General features: G+C 62.5%; 23 protein-coding genes. 12 read left to right on the top strand and 11 right to left on the bottom strand.

Going from position 1 to position 21,439, the window contains the following annotated elements; translation table 11 throughout:
* Positions 1 to 38: 38 nt before the first annotated feature.
* The 4 genes from LVY71_RS00620 to rsmI form a co-directional block, all read right to left on the bottom strand.
* The gene (locus LVY71_RS00620) at positions 39 to 776 is read right to left on the bottom strand and encodes a PAS domain-containing protein (protein ID WP_502797524.1); all 738 of its coding nucleotides are present in this window, start codon (positions 774 to 776) and stop codon (positions 39 to 41) included.
* Positions 777 to 993: 217 nt separating this feature from the next.
* Positions 994 to 1,935, bottom strand: coding sequence for a glutathione synthase (gshB, locus tag LVY71_RS00615; RefSeq protein ID WP_235097275.1), 942 nt, complete (start codon positions 1,933 to 1,935; stop codon positions 994 to 996).
* Positions 1,936 to 2,023: 88 nt separating this feature from the next.
* Positions 2,024 to 2,443, bottom strand: a complete 420-nt coding sequence (locus LVY71_RS00610; RefSeq protein ID WP_235097274.1) for a YraN family protein — start codon at positions 2,441 to 2,443, stop codon at positions 2,024 to 2,026.
* Positions 2,430 to 3,386, bottom strand: a complete 957-nt coding sequence (gene rsmI / locus LVY71_RS00605; RefSeq protein WP_235097273.1) for a 16S rRNA (cytidine(1402)-2'-O)-methyltransferase — start codon at positions 3,384 to 3,386, stop codon at positions 2,430 to 2,432. Before rsmI ends, LVY71_RS00610 begins: the two co-directional genes overlap by 14 nt.
* Positions 3,387 to 3,587: 201 nt before the next feature.
* Between rsmI and LVY71_RS00600 the strand changes: the two genes are divergently transcribed.
* On the top strand, positions 3,588 to 4,784 hold the full coding sequence (locus LVY71_RS00600; RefSeq protein ID WP_235097272.1) for a penicillin-binding protein activator: 1,197 nt from the start codon (positions 3,588 to 3,590) through the stop codon (positions 4,782 to 4,784).
* Positions 4,785 to 4,845: 61 nt separating this feature from the next.
* On the opposite strand, the gene hemW is transcribed toward LVY71_RS00600, so the two are convergent.
* From hemW to rph, 3 genes are read right to left on the bottom strand one after another with little or no spacing between them, the layout of a single operon-like run.
* Positions 4,846 to 6,003 carry a radical SAM family heme chaperone HemW gene (hemW, locus tag LVY71_RS00595; RefSeq protein WP_235097271.1) on the bottom strand — a complete coding sequence of 386 codons (1,158 nt, stop codon included), beginning with the start codon at positions 6,001 to 6,003 and terminating at the stop codon, positions 4,846 to 4,848.
* Positions 6,000 to 6,638, bottom strand: coding sequence for an RdgB/HAM1 family non-canonical purine NTP pyrophosphatase (rdgB, locus tag LVY71_RS00590; protein WP_235099973.1), 639 nt, complete (start codon positions 6,636 to 6,638; stop codon positions 6,000 to 6,002). Before rdgB ends, hemW begins: the two co-directional genes overlap by 4 nt.
* A 36-nt stretch (positions 6,639 to 6,674) precedes the next feature.
* A complete protein-coding gene (gene rph / locus LVY71_RS00585) occupies positions 6,675 to 7,391 on the bottom strand; it encodes a ribonuclease PH (RefSeq protein WP_235097270.1) in 717 nt (238 codons plus the stop codon).
* Positions 7,392 to 7,550: 159 nt separating this feature from the next.
* Here rph and hrcA point away from each other — a divergent pair, with 159 nt between their 5' ends.
* Both hrcA and grpE read left to right on the top strand, forming a co-directional pair.
* A complete protein-coding gene (hrcA, locus tag LVY71_RS00580) occupies positions 7,551 to 8,642 on the top strand; it encodes a heat-inducible transcriptional repressor HrcA (protein ID WP_235097269.1) in 1,092 nt (363 codons plus the stop codon).
* Between the two features lie 91 nt (positions 8,643 to 8,733).
* Positions 8,734 to 9,360, top strand: coding sequence for a nucleotide exchange factor GrpE (gene grpE / locus LVY71_RS00575; RefSeq protein ID WP_235097267.1), 627 nt, complete (start codon positions 8,734 to 8,736; stop codon positions 9,358 to 9,360).
* A gap of 6 nt (positions 9,361 to 9,366) precedes the next feature.
* On the opposite strand, the gene LVY71_RS00570 is transcribed toward grpE, so the two are convergent.
* The gene (locus tag LVY71_RS00570) at positions 9,367 to 10,305 is read right to left on the bottom strand and encodes a hypothetical protein (RefSeq protein WP_235097266.1); all 939 of its coding nucleotides are present in this window, start codon (positions 10,303 to 10,305) and stop codon (positions 9,367 to 9,369) included.
* Positions 10,306 to 10,648: 343 nt separating this feature from the next.
* Between LVY71_RS00570 and dnaK the strand changes: the two genes are divergently transcribed.
* The 6 genes from dnaK to LVY71_RS00540 all read left to right on the top strand — a co-directional run bounded on the left by dnaK (position 10,649) and on the right by LVY71_RS00540 (position 16,253).
* Positions 10,649 to 12,550, top strand: a complete 1,902-nt coding sequence (gene dnaK, locus LVY71_RS00565; RefSeq protein WP_235097265.1) for a molecular chaperone DnaK — start codon at positions 10,649 to 10,651, stop codon at positions 12,548 to 12,550.
* A 90-nt stretch (positions 12,551 to 12,640) separates the two neighbouring features.
* Positions 12,641 to 13,777, top strand: a complete 1,137-nt coding sequence (gene dnaJ / locus LVY71_RS00560; protein ID WP_235097264.1) for a molecular chaperone DnaJ — start codon at positions 12,641 to 12,643, stop codon at positions 13,775 to 13,777.
* Between the two features lie 92 nt (positions 13,778 to 13,869).
* Positions 13,870 to 14,466 (top strand): class I SAM-dependent methyltransferase, encoded by a 597-nt coding sequence (locus tag LVY71_RS00555; RefSeq protein ID WP_235097263.1) that lies wholly within the window; start codon positions 13,870 to 13,872, stop codon positions 14,464 to 14,466.
* Between the two features lie 165 nt (positions 14,467 to 14,631).
* On the top strand, positions 14,632 to 15,213 hold the full coding sequence (locus LVY71_RS00550; protein WP_235097262.1) for an NADPH-dependent FMN reductase: 582 nt from the start codon (positions 14,632 to 14,634) through the stop codon (positions 15,211 to 15,213).
* 6 nt (positions 15,214 to 15,219) lie between these two features.
* Positions 15,220 to 15,927 (top strand): orotidine-5'-phosphate decarboxylase, encoded by a 708-nt coding sequence (gene pyrF, locus LVY71_RS00545; protein WP_235097261.1) that lies wholly within the window; start codon positions 15,220 to 15,222, stop codon positions 15,925 to 15,927.
* 20 nt (positions 15,928 to 15,947) lie between these two features.
* Positions 15,948 to 16,253, top strand: a complete 306-nt coding sequence (locus tag LVY71_RS00540; RefSeq protein WP_235097260.1) for a DUF1330 domain-containing protein — start codon at positions 15,948 to 15,950, stop codon at positions 16,251 to 16,253.
* Positions 16,254 to 16,413: 160 nt separating this feature from the next.
* Here LVY71_RS00540 and LVY71_RS00535 read toward each other — a convergent pair whose 3' ends face one another.
* Positions 16,414 to 17,406: a hypothetical protein gene (locus LVY71_RS00535; RefSeq protein WP_235097259.1), complete on the bottom strand. Its 993-nt coding sequence runs from the start codon at positions 17,404 to 17,406 to the stop codon at positions 16,414 to 16,416.
* Between the two features lie 204 nt (positions 17,407 to 17,610).
* Between LVY71_RS00535 and dapB the strand changes: the two genes are divergently transcribed.
* A complete protein-coding gene (gene dapB, locus LVY71_RS00530; protein WP_235097258.1) occupies positions 17,611 to 18,426 on the top strand; it encodes a 4-hydroxy-tetrahydrodipicolinate reductase in 816 nt (271 codons plus the stop codon).
* A gap of 25 nt (positions 18,427 to 18,451) precedes the next feature.
* Entirely contained in the window at positions 18,452 to 19,075 is a 624-nt protein-coding gene (locus tag LVY71_RS00525; protein WP_235097257.1) for a 2,3-bisphosphoglycerate-dependent phosphoglycerate mutase, read from the top strand.
* On the opposite strand, the gene LVY71_RS00520 is transcribed toward LVY71_RS00525, so the two are convergent.
* Positions 19,072 to 19,983 (bottom strand): methylated-DNA--[protein]-cysteine S-methyltransferase, encoded by a 912-nt coding sequence (locus LVY71_RS00520; RefSeq protein ID WP_235097256.1) that lies wholly within the window; start codon positions 19,981 to 19,983, stop codon positions 19,072 to 19,074. The genes LVY71_RS00525 and LVY71_RS00520 overlap by 4 nt on opposite strands.
* 94 nt (positions 19,984 to 20,077) lie before the next feature.
* The gene (locus LVY71_RS00515) at positions 20,078 to 20,602 is read right to left on the bottom strand and encodes a DUF2244 domain-containing protein (protein ID WP_235097255.1); all 525 of its coding nucleotides are present in this window, start codon (positions 20,600 to 20,602) and stop codon (positions 20,078 to 20,080) included.
* Between the two features lie 22 nt (positions 20,603 to 20,624).
* Here LVY71_RS00515 and nth point away from each other — a divergent pair, with 22 nt between their 5' ends.
* A complete protein-coding gene (nth, locus tag LVY71_RS00510) occupies positions 20,625 to 21,359 on the top strand; it encodes an endonuclease III (RefSeq protein ID WP_235099972.1) in 735 nt (244 codons plus the stop codon).
* The last annotated feature ends 80 nt before the right edge of the window (positions 21,360 to 21,439 follow it).

The following is a 21,439-nucleotide window of genomic DNA, read 5'->3' as shown; positions in this document are numbered from 1 at the left end:
CGCGGCGTGCAATGCTTGAATGAGAATGTCGAGGAAGATCAGGCGGGTTGTATGGCCGGATTGGCGTCGCTGTCAGGAACCAGAGTCGCTTCCCTTGCGTCGAGTTTGCCGGCCTTGGGTGAAATCCGCAGCCCGAACACGCGCGGAAAGCGCAGGATCTCGACGTTGAAGTCGGCGGTGGTCACCGGCGTTACTGCTGCGGCGGATTTCGGCGCATAAAGCCGTCCCCAAATATCCACACCGGCAAATTGCGGAAGCTGGGTCAGGCGGAGGTTTCCGATGCTCCCGTCGAAGCCCAGAAGCTGCCGCGCGCGATCGTTCATCATCACAATCCAGCCATCGACGGTATGGCCGACATCATTGGAAATTGGCGATGCGATGATCATGGCATCCGGCGCTGTGCGGAACAGATGCTCGTAAACTTCGATCTGATAGCTGATCAGCTCCGAATAGATCACCAGCATGACGGTGCTTTCGGTGACCTTGATCGGAAGAATCAGGCGCTGCCAGACTTTGCCGCTTTGCGAGCGCCCACCGGTGTAGCGGATGAAGGCCGGGGACATGCGCTTGGCAACCTGGCGGTAGACTTCCCCGAACTCCCCTTTGAGGGGATTGGTCAGTTGTGAAAGCAGGCAGCCGGAGAGCCTTTCGCGGGCTGCGGCCTTGATGGCCTCCCCGACATAGACGTAGGCAAAGTCGTCCCCGACGCTGACCATGTGAATGGAGTTGGCGCGCAGCTCATAGCTGCATTCCTCGGTCAGGCGTTCGACATTCAAATCGTTGGTATCATTGAGAGTTTTCCACTTGGCCCACAGAAATTCCATCGCCGCTGTCGCCAGCTCGCGCGGAATCGATGTGCCGTTGAAAACTTCAATTGCCATGGACTAGCGGCTCCGGTGCACGCATAACGTGTATATCTTGGCGTCACACACCAAGGGCCAGATTGGCAGAAGGTGGTCAGTAATTGATTAAAGGAAAGGCAGCTGGACGCCGTTATGCGCGTTTGGCTGCGATGACGTCCCAGATTTTCGCGGCAACGTCAGGCCCGCCGAGCCGCGCGATGGCGCGGATGCCGGTGGGTGAGGTGACGTTGATCTCGGTCAGGTGCCCGTCGATGACGTCGATGCCGACGAACAGCAGCCCGCGCTCGCGCAAAGCCGGCTTCAGCCGTTCGCAAATCTCGCGCTCGCGCGGGGAGAGGTCGGTGGATTGCGCAGCGCCGCCGCGCACCATGTTGGAGCGCAGGTCGTCCGGCGCCGGGACGCGGTTGACCGCACCGGCGAACTCGCCGTCCACCAGGATGATGCGCTTGTCGCCGTGCTTGACCTCGGGAAGGAAGCGCTGGATTACCCACGGTTCTCGGAACGTCACTGAGAACATGTCGTAGAGCGAGCCGAAATTCATGTCGTTCGGCGTGATGCGAAACACCGCCGCGCCGCCGTGACCATACAGCGGCTTCATCACCACGTCGCCCTGCTCGGCGCGGAACGCATTGATCTCGTCCTTGTCACGCGAGATCAGAGTCGGCGGCATCAGGTCCGCGAACTCCATCACGAAGATTTTTTCCGGTGCATTGCGCACGCTGGCCGGATTGTTCACCACCAGCGTTTTCGGATGGATGCGCTCGAGGAAATGCGTGGTGGTGATGTAGGCGAGATCGAACGGCGGGTCCTGCCGCAGCAGAATGACGTCGAAGGATTCAAGGTCGACGCGATGTGATTCACCCAAAGTGAAGTGATCGTCGTCTTGGTCGCGCACCGTCAGCGGCTGCACACTCGCCACCAGTTGCTCGCCCTTCAGGGATAGTTTTTCCGGCGTGTAATAGGACAGTGCGTGACCGCGCTTCTGGGCTTCGAGCAAAAGCGCGAACGTGGAGTCGCCGCGAATGTTGATCCGCGCGATGGGGTCCATCTGGACGGCGACTTTCAGCTTCATGCTCTAAACCTAGGTTGTTGACTTGTGCGGCGGCAATCTGGTCGATTTTTTCTGACGTTGCCAGAGATTTTGCACGCAACCCTGCCTGTCAGGCGCTGGCGTCGAACGCCGCCATTAGATGTCTTGGCAGGTGTTTTGGTGCGATCAGGACCGCGTCGAACCGCATGTCGAACTCGGCGTGCTCCGGGTGCGCCATCAGCCAGGCCTGCGCGGCAGCCACAATGCGCTGCTGCTGCTGTGGTGTCACCGAATAGGCCGCATCGTCGAGACTGGCGCGCGCCTTGACCTCCACAAAGGCCAGCAGGCTACGCCGCCGCGCCACGATGTCGATTTCGCCGTAAGGCGTGCGAAAGCGCCGGGCCAGAATCCGGTAGCCCTTGGCGATCAGATAGGCGCTAGCCTTGCTCTCGGCGGACAATCCAGTCTGAAACGCCGCGATGCGCGCGGGCGACGCGATTCTTTCGCGCGCCTTGATCGGGCGTGGCGGCGGATCGTCATTCCGCGTCATCGCCGCTCCGCGCCGGATTGTTCTTCGATAGCTCCAGCGCGCGGGCATAGATTTCGCGCCGCGGCCGTCCGGAGACCTCAACAGCATGCGAGACGGCGTCCTTGACGCTGCCGCGCGTCAGCGATGTTCGCAGCAACTCGTCGAGTGCATCTTCGCTCATGCCCGCATCGGCCGCGGGCGGCCCGATCACCAGCACGAATTCGCCGCGGGTTTCGAGATCGTCCGCCACGGCCGCAAGCTCGGCAAGTGTCGCGCGTCGGACTTCCTCGTGCAGTTTGGTCATTTCGCGGCAGATCGCAGCTTCGCGATCGCCCATGACGGCGGTGAGATCGTGCAGAGAATCCTGCACCCGTGCGCCGCTTTCGAATATCACCAGTGTCGCATCGATGCGCGCCAGTTCGGCGAGACGTGCGCGGCGCGCGGTTTGTCTTGATGGCAGGAAGCCCTCGAAGAAAAACCGGTCGGTGGGTAGTGCCGCCACCGACAATGCCGCAAGCACGGACGACGGTCCGGGCAGTGCGATCACGTTGAACCCCGCCGCGCTGACCTCGCGCACCAGTTTGAATCCGGGATCGGAAATCAGCGGCGTACCGGCATCGGACACCAGAGCGATGGATGCGCCTTGCGCGAGTTTCTCCAAAATCTTCGGTCGCGCCACGGTGGCGTTGTGCTCGTGGTATTGCATCAGCGTCGCTGAAATGGAGAACCGTTCCATCAGCCGCCGCGTGATGCGGGTGTCCTCGCAGGCCACGATGTCGACCCCCGCCAGGGTCTCCAGCGCGCGCAGCGTGATGTCGCCGAGATTGCCGATGGGCGTTGCCACGAGATAGAGCCCCGGAGCCGCCTTGGGCGCGGTTACCAGCTGTCCGGCGACCGTGAAGGTGCGACTGGAACTTCCGGGAGAGAGGCCGGGTGGTGGAACAGGGATCTGGTTGGTGCGCATCCGGACAATCTAGCTCCGATGGGCGGTTTCGTCTTGTTCGCACCTGCAAACAGCGCGGTAATTGTTCTCCTGAAAGGGACACTGCGGAAATGCTTTTGTTTTGGTTAACTTATGGCCGACAATATGCCCAAATCCCCTTCCAGATGATCCTGAGGACGTGCACCCGGGCTCCTCCGGATCGGACCTTATGGAAGAGATGTGATGGCCCCGCCGTTCAATTCAGAGCCCCAACGTACCGGCGCGACCCGCCGGAGCGCGGTGGGGCTGATTCTCGGCGCGCCGCTGGTCGCGGGCTGCGCAGGCTCTCCGTTTGGCGGCGGCGGTCCGTTCGGGGGCGATCAGTCCGCCGGGCCGCAGCAACAGCCGTCGGCACTCGGATCAGGTCAGGTCAAGGTCGGTTTGCTGTTGCCGCTGTCGGCGTCGGGCAATGCGGGCGTGGCCGCGCAGTCGATGCGCAACTCTGCTGAGCTTGCGCTTGCCGAATTTCAGAATCCGAACATCCAGCTCCTTGTCAAGGATGACAACGGCTCGGCGCAGGGCGCGCAGCAAGGTGCGCAACAGGCTGTTGATGAAGGCGCGGAGATTATTCTCGGGCCGCTTTTCGCATTGTCGGTGCCGGGTGCCGCGCAGGTCGCGCGCGGTCGCGGAATCCCGATGATTGCATTCTCGACCGACTCCAGCGTGGCGGGCCGCGGCGTGTATTTGCTGAGTTTCCTGCCCGAGTCCGACGTCAATCGTATCGTCGACTATGCCGCCGGCACCGGCAAACGATCTTTCGCGGCCTTCCTGCCGGAGAATGCCTACGGCAATGTGGTGGAAGCGGCTTTCAAGCAAGCCGTTGCACGCAAGGGTGGCCGCATCGTCGCTTTCGAAAAATATAGCGGCGATCCTTCGGCCTCGGCGCGCACTTTCGGTCAGGCGCTGGCGAGCGCGGATGCATTGCTGCTTGCCGACGATGGTGATGCGCTGGTGGGTGTCGCCGATGCGCTTGCGGCGAACGGTGCCGATCTTAAACGCCTGCAGCTTCTGGGCACCGGCCTGTGGGACAATCCGCGGGTGTTTGCCAATGCCAATCTGCGCGGCGGCCTGTATGCCGCGCCGGACCCATCGGGCTTCCGGAGTTTTTCCAGCCGCTACCGCGCCAAGTATGGCGGCGATCCGGTGCGCACTGCGACGCTGGCCTATGATGGCGTCGCACTGGTGGCAGCACTCGCGCGCACACAGGGCGGCCAGCGTTTTTCACCGGACGTCCTGACCAATCCGTCGGGCTTCGCCGGTATCGATGGACTGTTTCGTTTCCGCAGCGACGGCACCAACGAGCGCGGTCTGGCTGTGATGCGCGCCACGCCCGGCGGTGGCCAGATCGTGGCCGGTTCGCCGAAGAGTTTCGGGGCGTAACGCCGCAGCTTTTTGCTTTCCGCTTTGGAGTGCTTCGCTTCGCTCGCAATGACGAGCAGTATTACGCAGCCAGATCCGCGACCACCGCGTCCAGCACTGGAAAGCCCTGCATCGTCACGCGCACGCGCCCGTCGGGATCGACGACGATCGCGCCTTCATCGCGCAGGATTTCGATCCGGCGCGGATCAAGCGAGCGACCGGACAGCGCGCGGTAGCGCACCGGATCGATGCCTTCGGCAAGGCGCAGACCCATCAGCAGATATTCGTCGGCGCGCTCCTCGCTGGTGAGGAGTTCGTCGGCGGTAACGCCGTGGCCTTGCGCCTCGACGCGCATCAGCCATGTCTCGGGGCGCTTCTCGGTGGCGATGGCGTGACGGATGCCGCCGATGTCGAGACGGCCATGTGCGCCGGGCCCGATGCCGGCATATTCCTGACCGCGCCAGTAAACCAGATTGTGCTTGCACTCGGCGCCCGGCCGCGCGTGATTTGATATTTCGTAGGAAGGCAGGCCGTGCTGCGCGCAGACCTCCTGCGTCACGTCGTAAAGCGCGCGGGCGACGTCTTCATCCGGAGTCTTGAGCTTGCCCGCTGCATGCAGGCCGAAAAACGGCGTCTCCGGCTCAATGGTGAGCTGATACAGCGACAGATGCTCGGCGGCTTCGGAGATCGCGAGCTTCAACTCGTCCTCCCACATCTTCGGCGTCTGGTCCGGCCGCGCGTAGATCAGATCGAACGAATAGCGGTCGAACGCCGAGCGCGCGATGGCCACCGCATCGAGCGCCTCGCGCGCCGTGTGCAGCCGTCCGAGCGCCTTTAATGACGCGTCGTCCAGCGCCTGTACGCCGAGGGAAACCCGGTTCACGCCGGCGTCACGATAGCCGCGAAACCGCGTGGCCTCGACGCTGGTCGGATTTGCTTCCAGTGTTACCTCGACATCGCTCGCCACATGCCAGTGACGGCCGATGGCGTTGAGAATCGCGCCAACGGTTTGCGGCTGCATCAAGGATGGCGTGCCGCCGCCGAGAAAGATCGATGTGACTTCGCGGCCCGGGCTGCGCGCGGCGGTGGTTTCGATCTCGCGTTCGAACGCGCGGGCGAAACGAAACTCGTCGATTGGCGCGTGACGCACATGGCTGTTGAAGTCGCAATACGGACACTTTGACAGGCAGAACGGCCAGTGCACGTAAACGCCGAAAGCATTTTTCGCGTCGGTGCTCATTTGAGGCACAGCTCCGAGAGTTTTACGAACGCCTTGGCGCGATGGGACAGCCCCATGCCGTGCGGCGGCAGGCCGTGTTTCTCGATACTGGTCATCTCACCAAAGGTGCGCGCATGACCGTCGGGAAGGAAGGCCGGATCGTAGCCAAATCCTGCGTCACCACGCGGCGGCCACACCAGTGTGCCATCGACGCGCGCTTCGACTTCCTCGATATGTCCGTCCGGCCATGCCACGCACAGCGCCGAGACGAAGTGCGCCTTGCGTTGCGCGGGCTCCTTCGCGCCGCGCTCCTGCAGCAGGCGTTCAATATGCGTCATGGCGACGAGAAAATTCTTGTCCTTGCCGGCCCAGCGCGCCGAGTAGATACCCGGCTGGCCATCAAGCGCATCGACGGCGAGCCCGGAGTCATCGGCGAAGGCGGGGAGACTGGTTGCATTCGCCGCCGCTGCAGCCTTGATGCGCGCGTTAGACTGAAACGTTGTGCCGTTTTCATCCGGTTCGTCCAGACCGAGTTCAGCCGCCGACACCGCCTCCACGCCATAAGGGGCCAGCAGCTCGCGCATCTCGGCGAGCTTGCCGGGATTGTGAGTCGCAATCACAAGGCGGCCGGTGATTCGGCGATGCATGGACATCAGTATATCCCCGTCATGTCGGCCATGACGTCAAAGTCGTTACGCCGCCGCCATTTTTTGCAGGTCCACCAGCCGGGCGATGCCCTTTTTCGCCAGCGCCATCAGGCTGAGGAATTCCTCCTGCGAGAACGGCGTCTTCTCGGCGGTGCCCTGGACTTCGATGATACGGCCGTCGCCGGTCATGACGAAGTTCGCATCCGTCTCGGCTTCGGAATCTTCCGCGTAATCCAGATCGAGCACCGGCGTGCCGTTGTAGATACCGCAGGAGATTGCGGCGACGTTGTCGCGCAGCACGTTGTCGTTCTTCAGCATGTTGCGCGCCTTCATCCATTGCAGACAATCGGCCAGCGCAACCCATGCGCCGGTGATCGACGCGGTGCGGGTGCCGCCGTCGGCCTGGATGACATCGCAGTCCACGGTGATCTGGCGTTCGCCCAGTGCAACGAGATCGACGGTGGTGCGCAGCGAGCGCCCGATCAGGCGCTGGATTTCGACTGTACGCCCGCTCTGCTTGCCGGCGGCGGATTCGCGGCGCATGCGCTCATGGGTGGCGCGGGGCAGCATGCCGTATTCAGCGGTGACCCAGCCGCGGCCCTGACCCTTGAGCCAGGGAGGCAGCCGGTCTTCCAGCGTGGCGGTCACCAGCACATGGGTGTCGCCGAATTTCACCATGCAGGAACCCTCGGCGTATTTGACCACGCCGCGTTCCAGCGTGACGGGGCGCAGTTCGTCGGGCGCGCGACGGCTCGGCCGCATGGTAAATCCTCCTGAAACTTGGGAAACCTTGATTTGGCGCTGCTTTTAGGGGGTTGGGATCGCAGCGGCAAGGGAAGATAAGGATGTCCAGCGAAAGCGGCTTGTCATGTCGCCACGCGATGGACAATTGTAGCGAGAACAACCCGTTTGGAGCTCGATTTGGCCCATCACGACCCGATCAGTCACCTGATAACGCCGAACGCGGGACTGGCCCAGCTCAACGAGCGGTCGCGGGATATTTTCCGCCAGATCGTCGAGAGCTATCTTGCGACCGGCGAGCCGGTGGGCTCGCGCAACATCTCGCGCTTGATCACCCTTCCGCTGTCGCCGGCTTCGGTGCGCAACGTGATGTCGGATCTGGAACAGTTGGGCCTGATCTATGCGCCGCATACATCGGCCGGGCGGCTGCCGACAGAACTGGGATTGCGTTTCTTCGTCGATGCGCTGATGCAGGTCGGCGATCTGTCGGAGCCTGAACGGCAGTCGATCGAGACCCAGCTCAAATCGGTCGGCGGCGCGACATCGGTCGAAGCGGCATTGAGCGAGGCCCTGACGCGGTTGTCGGGACTGACCCGCGCCGCGGCCGTGGTGCTCACGCAAAAGTCCAATGTGCGGCTAAAACATATCGAGTTCGTGCGACTGGAGCCGGAGCAGGCGCTCGTCGTGCTGGTGGCGGAAGACGGCCAGGTCGAGAACCGCGTGTTGCCGTTGCCGCCGGGCGTGCCGACATCCGCGCTGACGGAAGCCTCGAATTTTCTCAACGCGCGGATTCGCGGCCGCACGCTGGCCGAGGCGCGCAGCGAGCTCGAAGTCGCGCTGACACAGAGCCGCAACGAACTCGATCAACTGACGCAGAAAGTCATCACGGCGGGAATCGCGAGCTGGTCCGGCGGCGCCAGCGAGGAACGTCAACTGATCGTTCGCGGCCACGCCAACCTGCTGGAAGATCTGCACGCGCTGGAAGACCTCGAGCGGGTGCGGCTGTTGTTCGACGATCTCGAAGCCAAGAAGGGCGTGATCGATCTGCTCGGCCGCGCCGAGCGCGCCGATGGCGTCCGCATTTTCATCGGCTCCGAAAACAAGCTGTTCTCGCTGTCCGGTTCTTCCACCATCATCGCGCCCTATCGAGACGGCGCGGGTCAGATCGTCGGTGTGCTGGGCGTGATCGGTCCGACCCGGCTGAACTATGCGCGGGTCATTCCGATGGTGGACTATGCCGCCCGCATCGTCAGCCAGCTGATCGGCAAATAGCGCGTTTGCGCTTGATTTTCCGCGCCTAAAGCACGATATGCGGGATTAACATTCCCGCATTCCAGACGACGATTTTCTGAAAAGGTGAGTTATGGCCAATTCCAATGGGCAAAAGGAACCGCAGGATGCGTCCGCGCCGGAGCTGGCGAACGACAAGGAGCCTGTGGTCTCAAAGCCTTACGTGATGCCTGACGATCCCGAGGAAGGTTCTGTCGAAGCGCTCACGAAGGAGGTCGCGGACGCCAAGGACCGCATGCTGCGCACGCTGGCCGAGATGGAAAATCTCCGCAAGCGCACCCAGCGCGAAGTCACTGATGCGCGCACCTACGGCATCACGGCGTTCGCGCGCGACGTGCTCGACATCGCCGACAATCTGCAGCGCGCGCTGGATGCGGTGCCGGTCGAGGCGCGGGAAGCCGCTGACGCAGGCCTCAAGGCGCTGATTGAAGGCGTCGAACTGACTGAGCGCTCGCTGCACAAGACGCTGGAGAAGAACGGCGTGCAGAAGCTCGACCCGCTCGGCGAGAAGTTCAATCCGAACTTTCATCAGGCGATGTACGAAGTGCCGGATTCCTCGGTGCCGGCGGGCACCGTCGTGCAGGTGGTGCAGGGCGGTTACACGATCGGCGAGCGGGTGTTGCGGCCGGCGCTGGTCGCAGTGGCCAAGGGCGGCGCAAAGAGTGCGCCTTCGGCTGCGCAGGATTCAGCGAACGACTAAGCGCCTTTAGCGCGGATCGATGCCGTCACGGACGGCGCGGAATCGCGGAAAAGCTTTCGGCCATTCCTCGCGCGTGGCGCTCGCGATGATCCGCAGCGAACTGCCGCTGCCGAATCGCAGCCACTGCACCACGGTCACCGGCGTATCGTCCTTGCCGGCGACGGCATCGATCCGTGTTTCATATCCGGGCGTGCCTTCGATCCGAAGCGGCTCGCTCGATGTGATACGCGCGTTGCGCAGGCCGGGAATGGTCGCCGCGACTTGTTGGGCGAAGCGCCCGCGATCGTCGGATTTTTCGGGACCCGCTCCGACCAGCCCGATCACCATGTAGGGCGCGCCGTCGAGCTTGGTGTCCTCGGTGCCGTCGGTCAGCAGGACCGATGAGCGTGGTGCCAGCGTGCGCACGGTCTTGAAATCGCCGAGATCGCCGATCTTGAAAGGGAGCAGGCTGAGCTGTTCTTCGACCGGGACTTCCTTGCGCAGGGCGACCGACGACAGCATCTTGCGAATGATTTCCTCGGACAAGGGTTTTGCTGCATCGTCGCGGACTTGGGCGATGACATAGCCCGTGAACTTCTCACCGCCGGATACGATCAGCGAATACATCCGGATCGCGGTGGCGCCGTCCTTGCCGGTGTCGGATGTGATGTAAGCCTTGCCAGCCGCTGTCTCGAAGGCTTCGGGCTTTGGTCCGGGGCCGGCGGTCTTGCCTTCTTTCAGCGCCGTTTCGACGGCCTCGAATGCCGCGGGGGGAATCTCGGCGACCCCGACCTTGATCTTCTGGTCTTCGGCTTCGAAGCCGAGAAATTCCTTGGCCACGGCGAGCCCTTCGGCCGGCACCAGTCCAACGCGCGCGCCGGGGGGGAATACCGCATCGGCGGCGATGGCTGAGTGGCCAGCGGCGGTGAGGGCGACGAGGGTGAGGACGCGGACGATCGTTTTCATGAGACCTGACTGATGCCGCATTGAGGCGGTTTGGTGAAGCGGAGTGGAAGTTTCATCGCGTGCGGCGCGGGTCGAACTGTTTCTGCGCCGGGCCATGAGATCAACCCCTGAATCGTTGCAAATTGACGCATTGTCCCCGGCTCCACGTCCGGCGGTGGGATCCGGCCTTCTGCGTGAAAATTCATTTTCCCTGCTGTTTACAAGGGCCGGTCCTTGCAGGCCTAGGGGCCCCTCCTATATGAGGCGGAGCGTCGCGACGTCGCGAACATTTGATATTGGGGGTTTGGATTGGTGCGCCGTCAGGGCCCAGCCAACCTGCCGCAAAAAGAAGGACTAGAGGACCATGGGAAAGGTCATTGGGATCGACCTCGGCACCACGAACTCGTGTGTCGCTGTGATGGACGGCAAAACGCCGAAAGTGATCGAGAATGCCGAGGGCATGCGGACGACCCCGTCCATTGTCGCCCTCACTGACGACGGTGAACGCCTCGTCGGCCAGCCGGCCAAGCGCCAGGCGGTGACAAATCCGGAAAAGACCATCTTCGCCGTGAAGCGCCTCATCGGCCGCCGCTACGACGATCCGACGGTCGAAAAGGACAAGAAGCTCGTCCCCTACAAGATCGTAAAGGCCGGCAACGGCGATGCTTGGGTTGAGGCCGATGGCCAGACCTACTCGCCGTCGCAGGTCTCCGCTTTCATCCTGCAAAAGATGAAAGAGACCGCGGAAGCCCATCTCGGCCAGAAGGTCGATCAGGCGGTCATCACCGTTCCTGCCTATTTCAACGACGCCCAGCGTCAGGCCACCAAGGACGCCGGCAAGATCGCCGGTCTCGAAGTGCTGCGCATCATCAACGAGCCGACTGCGGCGGCGCTTGCTTACGGTCTCGACAAGACCAAGCAGGGCACCATCGCGGTGTACGATCTCGGCGGCGGCACCTTCGACGTCTCGATCCTCGAGATCGGCGACGGCGTGTTCGAAGTGAAGTCCACCAACGGCGACACCTTCCTCGGCGGTGAAGATTTCGACATGCGTCTGGTCAGCTATCTGGCCGACGAATTCCAGAAGGAGCAGGGCATCAACCTGCGCAACGACAAGCTCGCTCTGCAGCGCCTGAAAGAGGCTGCTGAAAAGGCCAAGATCGAATTGTCGTCGACGACGCAGACCGAAATCAACCTGCCGTTCATCACGGCGGATGCGTCCGGTCCGAAGCATCTGACCATGAAGCTGACCCGCGCCAAGTTCGAAGCGCTGGTCGACGATCTCGTGCAGAAGACGATCGAGCCTTGCCGCAAGGCGCTCAAGGATGCCGGCCTGTCCGCGGCCGAGATCAACGAAGTTGTTCTGGTCGGCGGCATGACGCGCATGCCGAAGGTTCAGGAAGTGGTGAAGCAGCTCTTTGGAAAAGAGCCGCACAAGGGCGTCAACCCCGACGAGGTGGTCGCCATCGGCGCCGCCATTCAGGCCGGCGTGCTGCAGGGCGACGTCAAGGACGTGCTGCTGCTCGACGTGACGCCGCTGTCGCTCGGCATCGAAACGCTGGGTGGTGTGTTCACGCGCATCATCGAGCGCAACACCACGATCCCGACCAAGAAGAGCCAGGTGTTCTCGACTGCCGAGGACAATCAGGGCGCTGTCACCATTCGCGTATTCCAGGGTGAACGCGAGATGGCGGCCGACAACAAGATTCTCGGTCAGTTCGACCTGATGGGAATTCCACCTGCGCCGCGCGGCATGCCGCAGATCGAGGTCACGTTCGACATCGACGCCAACGGCATCGTCAACGTCTCGGCGAAGGACAAGGCGACCAACAAGGAACAGCAGATTCGCATTCAGGCGTCCGGTGGATTGTCCGACAGCGACATCGAGAAGATGGTCAAGGATGCCGAGGCCAACGCGGCCGAGGACAAGAAGCGGCGTGAGGCTGTCGACGCCAAGAACCATGCCGACGCGCTGGTGCATTCCACCGAGAAGGCGCTGGCCGAGCATGGTGCGAAGGTCGGCGAGCCCGAGCGCAAGGCGATCGAAGATGCGCTGGCGGATCTCAAGGAAGCCTTGAAGGGCGACGACGCCGAGGCGATCAAGACCAAGACCAACACGCTGGCTCAGGCTTCGATGAAGCTGGGCGAGGCGATGTACACGCAGCAGGCCGAGGCGGACGCCGCCAAGGATGCCGCGAAGGACGATGTCGTTGACGCCGAGTTTACCGAAGTCGACGACGATAAGACCAACAAGAAGTCCGCGTAACCCGTACACGGTCAACCTCCCCTTCGCGGGGGAGGTTTTTCGTGGTGAACCGCATCAGATAAATCCAGACTCGCATGAACCAGATCAGCCATGTCTAAGGCCTGTTATTACGAGACACTGGAAGTCGAGCGCACTGTCGACGAAGCCGGACTGAAATCGGCCTTCCGCAAGCTCGCGATGAAATGGCACCCGGACAAGAATCCGGGCGATCCGTCCTGCGAGCACAAGTTCAAGGAAATCTCCGAGGCCTACGAGATCCTGAAGGACGGCAACAAGCGTGCCGCTTACGATCGCTATGGCCATGCCGCCTTTGAGCAAGGCAATGGCGGCGGTCACGGCGCCGGTTTCGGTGCGGGCTTCGCGTCCTCGTTCTCCGATATTTTCGAAGATCTGTTCGGCATGGCCGGACAGCGCGGCGGCCGGGGCGGCCGCGAGCGCGGCGCGGACCTGCGCTACAATATGGAAATCACGCTGGAGGAAGCTTTCTCCGGCAAGACCGCGCAGATCGACATTCCGGTCGCGGTGACTTGCGAAACATGTTCCGGCACCGGCGCGAAGGCCGGCACCAAGCCGAAGACCTGCTCAATGTGCGGCGGCGCGGGTCGCGTCCGCCAGGCGCAGGGCTTCTTCACCTTGGAGCGGACCTGCCCGGGTTGTCAGGGTCGCGGCCAGATGATCGAGACGCCGTGTGCGTCGTGCTCCGGCTCGGGCCGCGTCACCAAGGACCGCTCGCTGTCGGTCAATATCCCGCCGGGTGTCGAGGACGGCACTCGCATTCGTCTCGCCGGTGAAGGCGAGGCGGGCGTGCAGGGCGGTCCTGCGGGCGATCTCTATATTTTCCTGTCACTGGCCTCGCACCAGTTCTTCCAGCGCGACGGCGCCGACCTGCACTGCCGGGTTCCGGTATCGATGGTGACGGCGGCGATGGGCGGCGAATTCGAAGTGCCGAGCATCGACAAGACCAAGACCAAGGTGAAAGTGCCGTCCGGCACCCAGTCGGGCCGCCGTTTCCGCGTCGCCGGCAAGGGCATGCCGGTGCTGCGTTCCCGGCAGATGGGCGACATGTATGTGCAGGTCGTGGTCGAGACGCCACAGAACCTGACCAAGAAGCAGAAAGAGCTGCTGGCGGAATTCGAGAAGCTGTCGTCGGGTGAAACCCAGCCCGAGGCGGCCGGATTCTTCAAGATGGTCAAGGACTTCTTCGGAACCCGTGCGAATACGCCCTGAGTACCGGTCCTTGACGCTTTTTGCTTGCGTCTGTACCCCTTTGTGAAGGAAATTTGACGCCTCGCCCGTCCCCGGGCTCCGCTGGAAGTATCATGGCCCCCCAATCCTCTGCGCGTGCGTTGAAAAAGCCGCTTCGTCTCGACGAGGTCCGCTTTCTCCGCTCGTGGATTGAAAAGCCGCTGCACATGGGCGCGGTGATGCCCTCCAGCAAGGTTCTGGCGCGCACCGTCGCCCGTTACGTTGATCCGCATTCCGCTGGACCTGTCATCGAGCTTGGCCCCGGCACCGGCGCCATTACCGATGCGCTGATTGCCCACGGCGTTGCCGAGAAGCGTCTGGTGCTGGTGGAGTTCGATCCCGGCTTCTGCGCGTTGTTGCGCGAGCGCTATCCGCAGGCGACCGTAATCCAGGGCGACGCCTACAATCTCGATCAGACGCTGTCGGAGATGAAGGAGCCTGCGGCCGCGATGGTGTCCGGCCTGCCGCTCGTCACCAAGCCGATGATGATCCGCATGAAGCTGATGCGCGACGCGTTCCTGAAAATGGAGCCGGGTGCCCCCTTCATCCAGTTCACCTATTCGGTGGCGCCGCCGATCCCGAAATCGCTGCCGGGGATTCACACCCAGGCCTCCGAGCGGATCTGGATGAACCTGCCGCCGGCGCGCGTCTGGGTCTATCGCAAGGGTTAGGGCATGATCCCGAAAAGTGGGCACCGGTTTTCGGACCAGATCATGCCCATTAAATAGGATCGGTCTTTTCAGCCCTCTTTTTGCGTCTCTAAATCCGCCAAGCTATAAACTCTCTGCGCTTTCGCCATGAGCCGCCTCGGTTCTGTTTGAAGGCGAAGGGACATCATGGCCGCGCTGAAAATCCTCGTCATTCCCGGCTCGCTGCGGACCGGCTCGTTCAATGCGAGACTGGCGGCCGTGGCGGCCAAGGAGCTGGCGCTGCTCGATGTGAATGTCACGCTGATTTCTCTCGCCGACTACCCGCTGCCGATCTACGACGGTGATCTTGAGGCGAAATCCGGCGTGCCGGCCAACGCCTTCAATCTCAAACGCATGATCGGCGCGCATCACGGCGTTTTCATCATCACCCCGGAATACAACTCCTCGGTGCCGCCGCTGCTGAAAAACGCCATCGACTGGGCAACGCGGGCGCGCGACCGCAACGAGATCTTCGGTCAGGCATTTCGCGACCGCGTGTTTGCCATCGGCGCTGCCTCCGAGGAAAAGTTCGGTGGATTGCGCGTGCTGATGGCGTTGCGGCAGATTCTGGCGCTCGGCTGCGGCGCCACCGTCATCCCGAAGCAGATGGCGCTGTCCTTCGCCGACCAGGCTTTTGACGAGATGGATCGCCTGAAGGACCCGTCCGACGCCGAGATGTTGCGCGGAACCCTGCGCCAGTTGATTGAAGCCGCCCAGCAGACCATGTGAGACGATATGAAGCCAACCCCTATCGATCCCCGCGACCGGCTGATCCTGGCCCTCGATCTCTCCAGCGTCGAGGCGGCGGAAGCATTGATCGCGCGGCTCGGCGACAGCGTGACGTTCTACAAGATCGGGTATCAGCTCGCCTATGCCGGCGGCCTGTCGTTGGTCCCGAAATTGGCCGACCGCGGCAAGAAAGTCTTCGTCGATCTCAAGCTGCACGATATCGGCAACACAGTTGCGAAGGGCATCGAGAGCATCGCAAAACTTGGTGCGACCTTCGCTACGGTGCACGCCTATCCGCAGACCATGAAGGCGGCGGTCGATGCGCGCGGACCGTCGCTGAAAATTCTCGCGGTCACGGTGCTGACCTCTTACGATGACGACGATCTGCATGCGGCGGGCTATCGCTTCGGCGTGTCCGATCTGGTGGAAGCACGCGCATTGCAGGCGCAGGCGCTTGGTATCGATGGACTGGTTTGTTCCGGAGAGGAAGCTACCACCGTGCGCGGAATCATCGGTGCGCAGATGGCGCTGGTGACGCCGGGCATTCGGCCCGCAGGCAGCGTCGTCGGCGACCAGAAGCGCGTCATGACGCCGGGCCGCGCGATTTCCGCCGGCGCAGATTACCTCGTGGTCGGCCGTCCCGTTGTGGAAGCGTCCGATCCGAAGGTGGCGGCGGAGGCAATCGTCGCCGAGATCGTTCAGGCAGGCGGCTAAAAACAAAAAGGGAGACCAAAATGGCCAAGGGTTACTGGATCGCGCGCATCGATGTGCATGACCTCGATGCTTACAAAAGGGATTACGTTGCGCACAATGGCGCGGTGTTCAAGAAATACGGCGCGAAATTCCTGGTGCGCGGCGGCACTCACGAGGGGCACGAAGGCCCGGCGCGCTCGCGCAACGTGGTGATCGAGTTCAAGGACTACGCGACCGCACTCGCCTGCTACAAATCGCCGGAGTATCAGACGCTGGTCAAAGCCCGCACGCCGCATTCCAATGGCGAGATCGTCATCATCGAAGGCTATGACGGCGAGCAGCCTTGAACGCGATGCGTTTCGATTAACACGACAAAAGCTGTGCCGTCATCCTGAGGTGCGGGCTCTTGCGAGCCTCGAAGGATGACCATCCGGAACAACGCGTCGTCCTTCGAAGTCTCCGCTTCGCTTCGGCACCTCAGGGTGACGGCACGAAGTTACTCTCCGCCTATTTCCCCATTCCGTTTTCCGGAACAATCAGCGGGATGAATCCGAACACGTTGCTGCTGTCGGGATCGACCACCACCCGCACCGCGTGGACCAGCGTGTCGCCATAGACCATCAGCTTGTTGACGCCGGGTATCGGCCTGCCCTTGCTGTTGCGCAGCGGTGCGATCGAAAAATAGTGTTCGTCGCCGTGGATCAGCAGCACGGGTTTGCCGAAATTTGTCGCGCCGGCCTCGATCGCATCGAGTGTTCTCGTAAAGCCCGATTGACGCGGCATCGCGCCGTTCGGAAAACGCGCCTCGTTGAATTCCGCCTGCACGAACATGACCACGGCCTTGGCATTGTCCGCTTTCGCTTTCGCAAAGCCCGCCTCGATCCATGCGACATTGGCCTTGTCACGCGCGAAAAATTCCGGCGCTGCTTCGGGGTCCTGCGCCTCGAAGCCGTTGTTCGATCCGGGCACATGGGCGGTGAGGAACATCACGCCGTTTTTGTCAAAACGCGTGTTCTCCACATAGGTCGAGAATTCCGGCATCAGCAATGCCTGGCTTTCCAGGTCGAGCGGAGTCTTGCCGAGCGATCTTGACGGTGTTGCGAAAAACATCTCGCGCAGCTTCGCCAGCCGCTCGCGCGGGTTGTAGCCGCCGGCGGCCTTGCGGTGGCAGTCGAGCCATTCGTTATCGCCGATGGTATAGACCAGCGCGCTCTCGAAGGTCTGGATCTGGTCGTAGGCTTTCTTGAGCACCTCGTCGGTGCATGGAAGTGCGCCGGACTTGATGTCACCCATGTGCAGAGTGAAGGCGGGCTTCAGCCGGTTTACGGCCGCGATCAGGCGGTCGAATTTCGCATAGTCGTCGGGCAGATTGTAGGGCATGTCGCCCAGCGCCACGAAGGAGAAGGCGTTTTCGCCGCCGATGTTTTCCGAAGCCTGCGCGGGCGAGAGGAGGACCGCGATCGCAAGCATCGCGGCGGAAATAGCGGGCGGCAGGTGCATGACGGTTGTCCCTCGGAGCATTTGGGCTGGCAGCAGTAGGACGGCTGCGTGACCCCGGCATGACCTTCATAGCGTTCGCTAATGCGAAGCGGAACGGCTTTGCGTTAAGGGTCTCCGAGAAGCGCCCCCTGCTCAGGTTGCCGCCGTGGCTTTGCGCCGCTATACCGCCAGAACACGCTTGAAAACCGCTTTTGAGGGCTGGATATGGCCGATATGCGCCTGATCGTTGCTGGAGCCGGAGGCAAAATGGGGCGGACCCTGATCCGCGCCATCGCCGAGACGCCCGGCGCCGTGCTGGCCGGTGCGTTGGAAGCGCCGGGTTCCGAGCTGCTGGGCCAGGATTCCGGCCTGCTGGCGGGGCTTCCCACCAATGGCGTCGAAATCTCGGGCGACCTCTGGACGTTGTCGAAGGAGGCCGATGGCATCCTCGATTTCACCGTTCCGGCGGCGACCATCGCCAACGTCGCCATCGCCGCCCAGCGCAACCTCGTCCATGTCATCGGCACCACCGGTCTCACGGCATCGGACAATGCGGTGATCAGAAGCGTGACCTCGCAGGCCATCGTCGTGCAGTCCGGCAACATGAGCCTTGGCGTCAATCTGCTGGCGGCGCTGGTGAAGCAGGTGGCGAAGTCACTGGACGAAGATTTCGACATCGAGATTCTCGAAATGCATCACCGCCAGAAGATCGATGCGCCCTCGGGCACGGCCTATCTGCTTGGGCAGGCTGCTGCGGACGGCCGTGGCGTCGATCTCGAACAGCGCTCGGTGCGCGCGCGCGACGGCCACACCGGCGCGCGCAATCGTGGCGACATCGGCTTTGCGACGCTGCGCGGTGGCACTGCCACCGGCGACCACACGGTGATTTTCGCCGGTCCCTATGAACGCATCGAGCTTGCGCACAAGTCGGAAGACCGCATGATCTTTGCGCGCGGCGCGCTGAAGGCGGCGATGTGGGCGCAGGGCAAGAGGCCGGGCTTCTACACCATGGCCGATGTGCTCGGCATCGGCGCCAAATAACACCCTGAGAGTTGGAACTGAAAGAATGAGCGACCGTCTTCTCGTGCTCGTGCGTCACGGCCAGAGCGAATGGAATCTGAAGAATCTTTTCACCGGCTGGAAAGACCCTGGCCTCACCGAATTGGGCGTCAAGGAAGCCGTGGCTGCCGGCCGCAAGCTGAAAGAGCAGGGGCTGTCGTTCGATGTCGCGTTTACCTCGGCGCTGACGCGCGCCCAGCACACGCTCGATCTCGCGCTGAAGGAGATGGGCCAGAGCGGCATTCCGGTGACGAAGAATCTCGCGCTGAACGAGCGCGACTACGGCGACCTGTCCGGTCTCAACAAGGATGACGCCCGCGCCAAGTGGGGCGAGGAACAGGTCTTGATCTGGCGTCGCTCCTACGACGTGCCCCCGCCCGGCGGCGAAAGCCTCAAGGACACGCTGGCGCGCACGCTGCCCTACTATGTGCAGGAGATTCTCCCCTGCGTGCTGCGTGGCCAGCGCACGCTGGTGGCGGCGCACGGTAATTCGCTGCGTGCGCTGATCATGGTGCTGGAAAAGCTGACGCCTGAGCAGATTCTGAAGCGTGAACTCGGCACCGGCGCCCCGGTTGTCTACCGGCTCAACGCAGATTCCACCGTGGCGTCGGTCAAGGATCTGGCGGGTTAAATACCCCCCGCCTGTCCGCTTTCCCAGCCGAGCATCGCGCGCTTGCGGGTGATGCCCCAGTGATAGCCGGTGAGTGCACCGCTTTTTCCCAGCACGCGATGGCACGGCACCACGAACGAGATCGGATTGCGGCCGACCGCTGCTCCGACAGCGCGTGACGCTTTCGGCTTCTCGATCTTGCTGGCGACGTCTGAGTAAGTGGTAGCGCGTCCCATAGGAATCTTCAGGAGCGTCTCCCACACCCGCACCTCGAAATCGGTGCCGATCAGCACCACGCGCAGCGGCTGGTCATCGCGCCATTGCGAGGAATCGAAGATGCGCTTGGCGAATGGCGCGGTCCCAGCGAAGGATTCGATATAGGTCGCCAGCGGCCAGCGCCGCTGCATGTCGGCCAGCGCCGGCATTTCCTCGCCCTCGTCAGCAAAGGCCAGCCCCGCAAGCCCACGCTCGCTGGCGATCACCACGGCCATGCCGAACGGCGAGGGATGAAAGCCGTAGCGCAGCACCATGCCCGCGCCGCCCTTCTTCCATTCACCCGGCGACATTGCTTCGTGGGTGACGAATAAATCATGCAGCCGTCCCGGACCGGAGAGGCCGGAATCATAGGCGGCGTCGAGCACGCTGGCGGAATCGCGGAGCAGCCGCTTGGCGTGGTCGAGGGTCAGCGCCTGCATGAAATCCTTCGGCGTCAATCCGGCCCAACGGCGGAACAGGTGGTGCAGTTCGTCGGGTGTGAGATGCGCGGCGTCGGCCATCGCCTCGATGGTCGGTTGCGTGCGCCATTGCTCCGAAATGAAGCCGATGGCGCGGCGAACTGAATCGTAGTCGCGCAGCGCCGCGCCCTGCTTCGACGGCTTGGCGAGTTGCAGGTCGGTCAGAACGGATTTCGTCATTGCGGTGTTGATCATGGCGCACCGGTTGAGGCGTTGTTCATCATGATCCGGATGTAGGCCGCTTGTCTTGCCGCAACCACCCGATTTCTGTTTCCGACACCGGCCTCGTTCAGGCGATGTGGTGATAGCTCGGCCCGCGTTTCGCGGCGTGCAGCGCAGCCAGCAACGCCTTGGCGAAGCTGGCTTTTTCGTCAGGCCCGAGGAAGCTGGCAATCGAGAACCGCCGTCCCCTCGAGACCAGATAGAGTTTCTCGATGCCGAATTCGTCGTCTTCTATCCGCTCGAGCCGCACCCACAGCGGATTCAGTGTCCATTCGGCGATATGGCCGCGATGGCTGACGCGCCGGACGCGGATTTCATAGGGTGTGACGAAAATATCTTCGGTGGCGGCGGCGCTGCGGAAATTCTGCCGAAACGCCCAGTAAATAATCAAGACGTCGAGCCCGAAGAATCCGAACACCGGCCATGCGCCCATCAGCAGGAATGCGAGCCCTGCCAGGAAACTGACGAGGGTAACGAATCCCATCAGCGCCAGAAATCCGCCGCGGGTCAACGAGCGGTGCGGCGTCAGTCGCGCACAGAACAGAGGGGTCTCTGCGTCCCGCGCGGGATCAAAGTCATTGCAGGTGTCCATCGCAGCTTATTATACCGGGATCATGGCGAAAAAGGCGATCACGACCCGTTCAAAGTCACTGCCCCAAATCCGCGCAGTCAAGCCGGTGAAACCGGCGCGGAAATCATCGAAATCCAAGCCCTGGACGGAAGCGGAGGTGGTCGAGGCCTTCAGCCGTTTCCGCAAGGCCAATCCCGAGCCGAAGGGCGAGCTCGAACATCTCAACCCGTACACGCTGCTGATAGCGGTGGCACTGTCGGCGCAGGCGACCGACGTCGGCGTCAACAAGGCGACGCGCCACCTGTTTCCGGTCGCCGATACGCCGGAAAAGATGGTGGCGCTCGGCGAGGAAAAGGTCCGCGACTATATCAAGACGATTGGTCTTTATCGTAACAAGGCGAAGAACGTCATCGCGCTGTCGGAGCGGCTGATCGCCGAGTACGGCAGCCAGGTGCCGCGCAGCCGTGAAGCGCTGGAATCGCTGCCCGGCGTCGGCCGCAAGACCGCTAATGTGGTGCTCAACATCGCCTTCGGCGAGCCGACCATTGCGGTCGACACGCATCTGTTTCGGGTCGGCAATCGCACCGGTCTCGCGCCGGGCAAGACGCCGCTGGAAGTGGAACTGGGTCTGGAGAAGATCATTCCCGCCGAGTTCAAACGCCACGCCCATCACTGGCTGATTTTGCACGGGCGCTACACCTGCGTCGCGCGCAAGCCGCGCTGCGAGGTCTGCATCATCAACGATCTGTGCCGGTGGCCGGAGAAGACGGTCGTCTGACCCAACGCGTTGTCATTCCGGACGCGTCCGCGAAGCAGACCGATCCGGAATCCCGAAGAGTTCATCGGAAGCAACGGCGA

The sequence above is a fragment of the Bradyrhizobium sp. G127 genome, from assembly GCF_021502575.1.
Lineage (GTDB): Bacteria > Pseudomonadota > Alphaproteobacteria > Rhizobiales > Xanthobacteraceae > Afipia.
This window is presented reverse-complemented; position numbering and strand designations above follow the sequence as displayed.

What these genes read in the sequence shown, in the direction of transcription:
- LVY71_RS00520 (WP_235097256.1), bottom strand. Translation starts at nt 19,983, where the DNA reads ATGATCAACACCGCAATGACGAAATCCGTTCTGACCGACCTGCAACTC.
- LVY71_RS00525 (WP_235097257.1), top strand. Translation starts at nt 18,452, where the DNA reads ATGAGCGACCGTCTTCTCGTGCTCGTGCGTCACGGCCAGAGCGAATGG.
- LVY71_RS00610 (WP_235097274.1), bottom strand. Translation starts at nt 2,443, where the DNA reads ATGACGCGGAATGACGATCCGCCGCCACGCCCGATCAAGGCGCGCGAA.
- LVY71_RS00540 (WP_235097260.1), top strand. Translation starts at nt 15,948, where the DNA reads ATGGCCAAGGGTTACTGGATCGCGCGCATCGATGTGCATGACCTCGAT.
- rsmI (WP_235097273.1), bottom strand. Translation starts at nt 3,386, where the DNA reads ATGCGCACCAACCAGATCCCTGTTCCACCACCCGGCCTCTCTCCCGGA.
- LVY71_RS00515 (WP_235097255.1), bottom strand. Translation starts at nt 20,602, where the DNA reads ATGGACACCTGCAATGACTTTGATCCCGCGCGGGACGCAGAGACCCCT.
- gshB (WP_235097275.1), bottom strand. Translation starts at nt 1,935, where the DNA reads ATGAAGCTGAAAGTCGCCGTCCAGATGGACCCCATCGCGCGGATCAAC.
- pyrF (WP_235097261.1), top strand. Translation starts at nt 15,220, where the DNA reads ATGAAGCCAACCCCTATCGATCCCCGCGACCGGCTGATCCTGGCCCTC.
- LVY71_RS00535 (WP_235097259.1), bottom strand. Translation starts at nt 17,406, where the DNA reads ATGCACCTGCCGCCCGCTATTTCCGCCGCGATGCTTGCGATCGCGGTC.
- LVY71_RS00555 (WP_235097263.1), top strand. Translation starts at nt 13,870, where the DNA reads ATGGCCCCCCAATCCTCTGCGCGTGCGTTGAAAAAGCCGCTTCGTCTC.
- nth (WP_235099972.1), top strand. Translation starts at nt 20,625, where the DNA reads ATGGCGAAAAAGGCGATCACGACCCGTTCAAAGTCACTGCCCCAAATC.
- LVY71_RS00550 (WP_235097262.1), top strand. Translation starts at nt 14,632, where the DNA reads ATGGCCGCGCTGAAAATCCTCGTCATTCCCGGCTCGCTGCGGACCGGC.
- LVY71_RS00570 (WP_235097266.1), bottom strand. Translation starts at nt 10,305, where the DNA reads ATGAAAACGATCGTCCGCGTCCTCACCCTCGTCGCCCTCACCGCCGCT.
- dapB (WP_235097258.1), top strand. Translation starts at nt 17,611, where the DNA reads ATGGCCGATATGCGCCTGATCGTTGCTGGAGCCGGAGGCAAAATGGGG.
- dnaK (WP_235097265.1), top strand. Translation starts at nt 10,649, where the DNA reads ATGGGAAAGGTCATTGGGATCGACCTCGGCACCACGAACTCGTGTGTC.
- dnaJ (WP_235097264.1), top strand. Translation starts at nt 12,641, where the DNA reads ATGTCTAAGGCCTGTTATTACGAGACACTGGAAGTCGAGCGCACTGTC.
- grpE (WP_235097267.1), top strand. Translation starts at nt 8,734, where the DNA reads ATGGCCAATTCCAATGGGCAAAAGGAACCGCAGGATGCGTCCGCGCCG.
- rph (WP_235097270.1), bottom strand. Translation starts at nt 7,391, where the DNA reads ATGCGGCCGAGCCGTCGCGCGCCCGACGAACTGCGCCCCGTCACGCTG.
- LVY71_RS00600 (WP_235097272.1), top strand. Translation starts at nt 3,588, where the DNA reads ATGGCCCCGCCGTTCAATTCAGAGCCCCAACGTACCGGCGCGACCCGC.
- hemW (WP_235097271.1), bottom strand. Translation starts at nt 6,003, where the DNA reads ATGAGCACCGACGCGAAAAATGCTTTCGGCGTTTACGTGCACTGGCCG.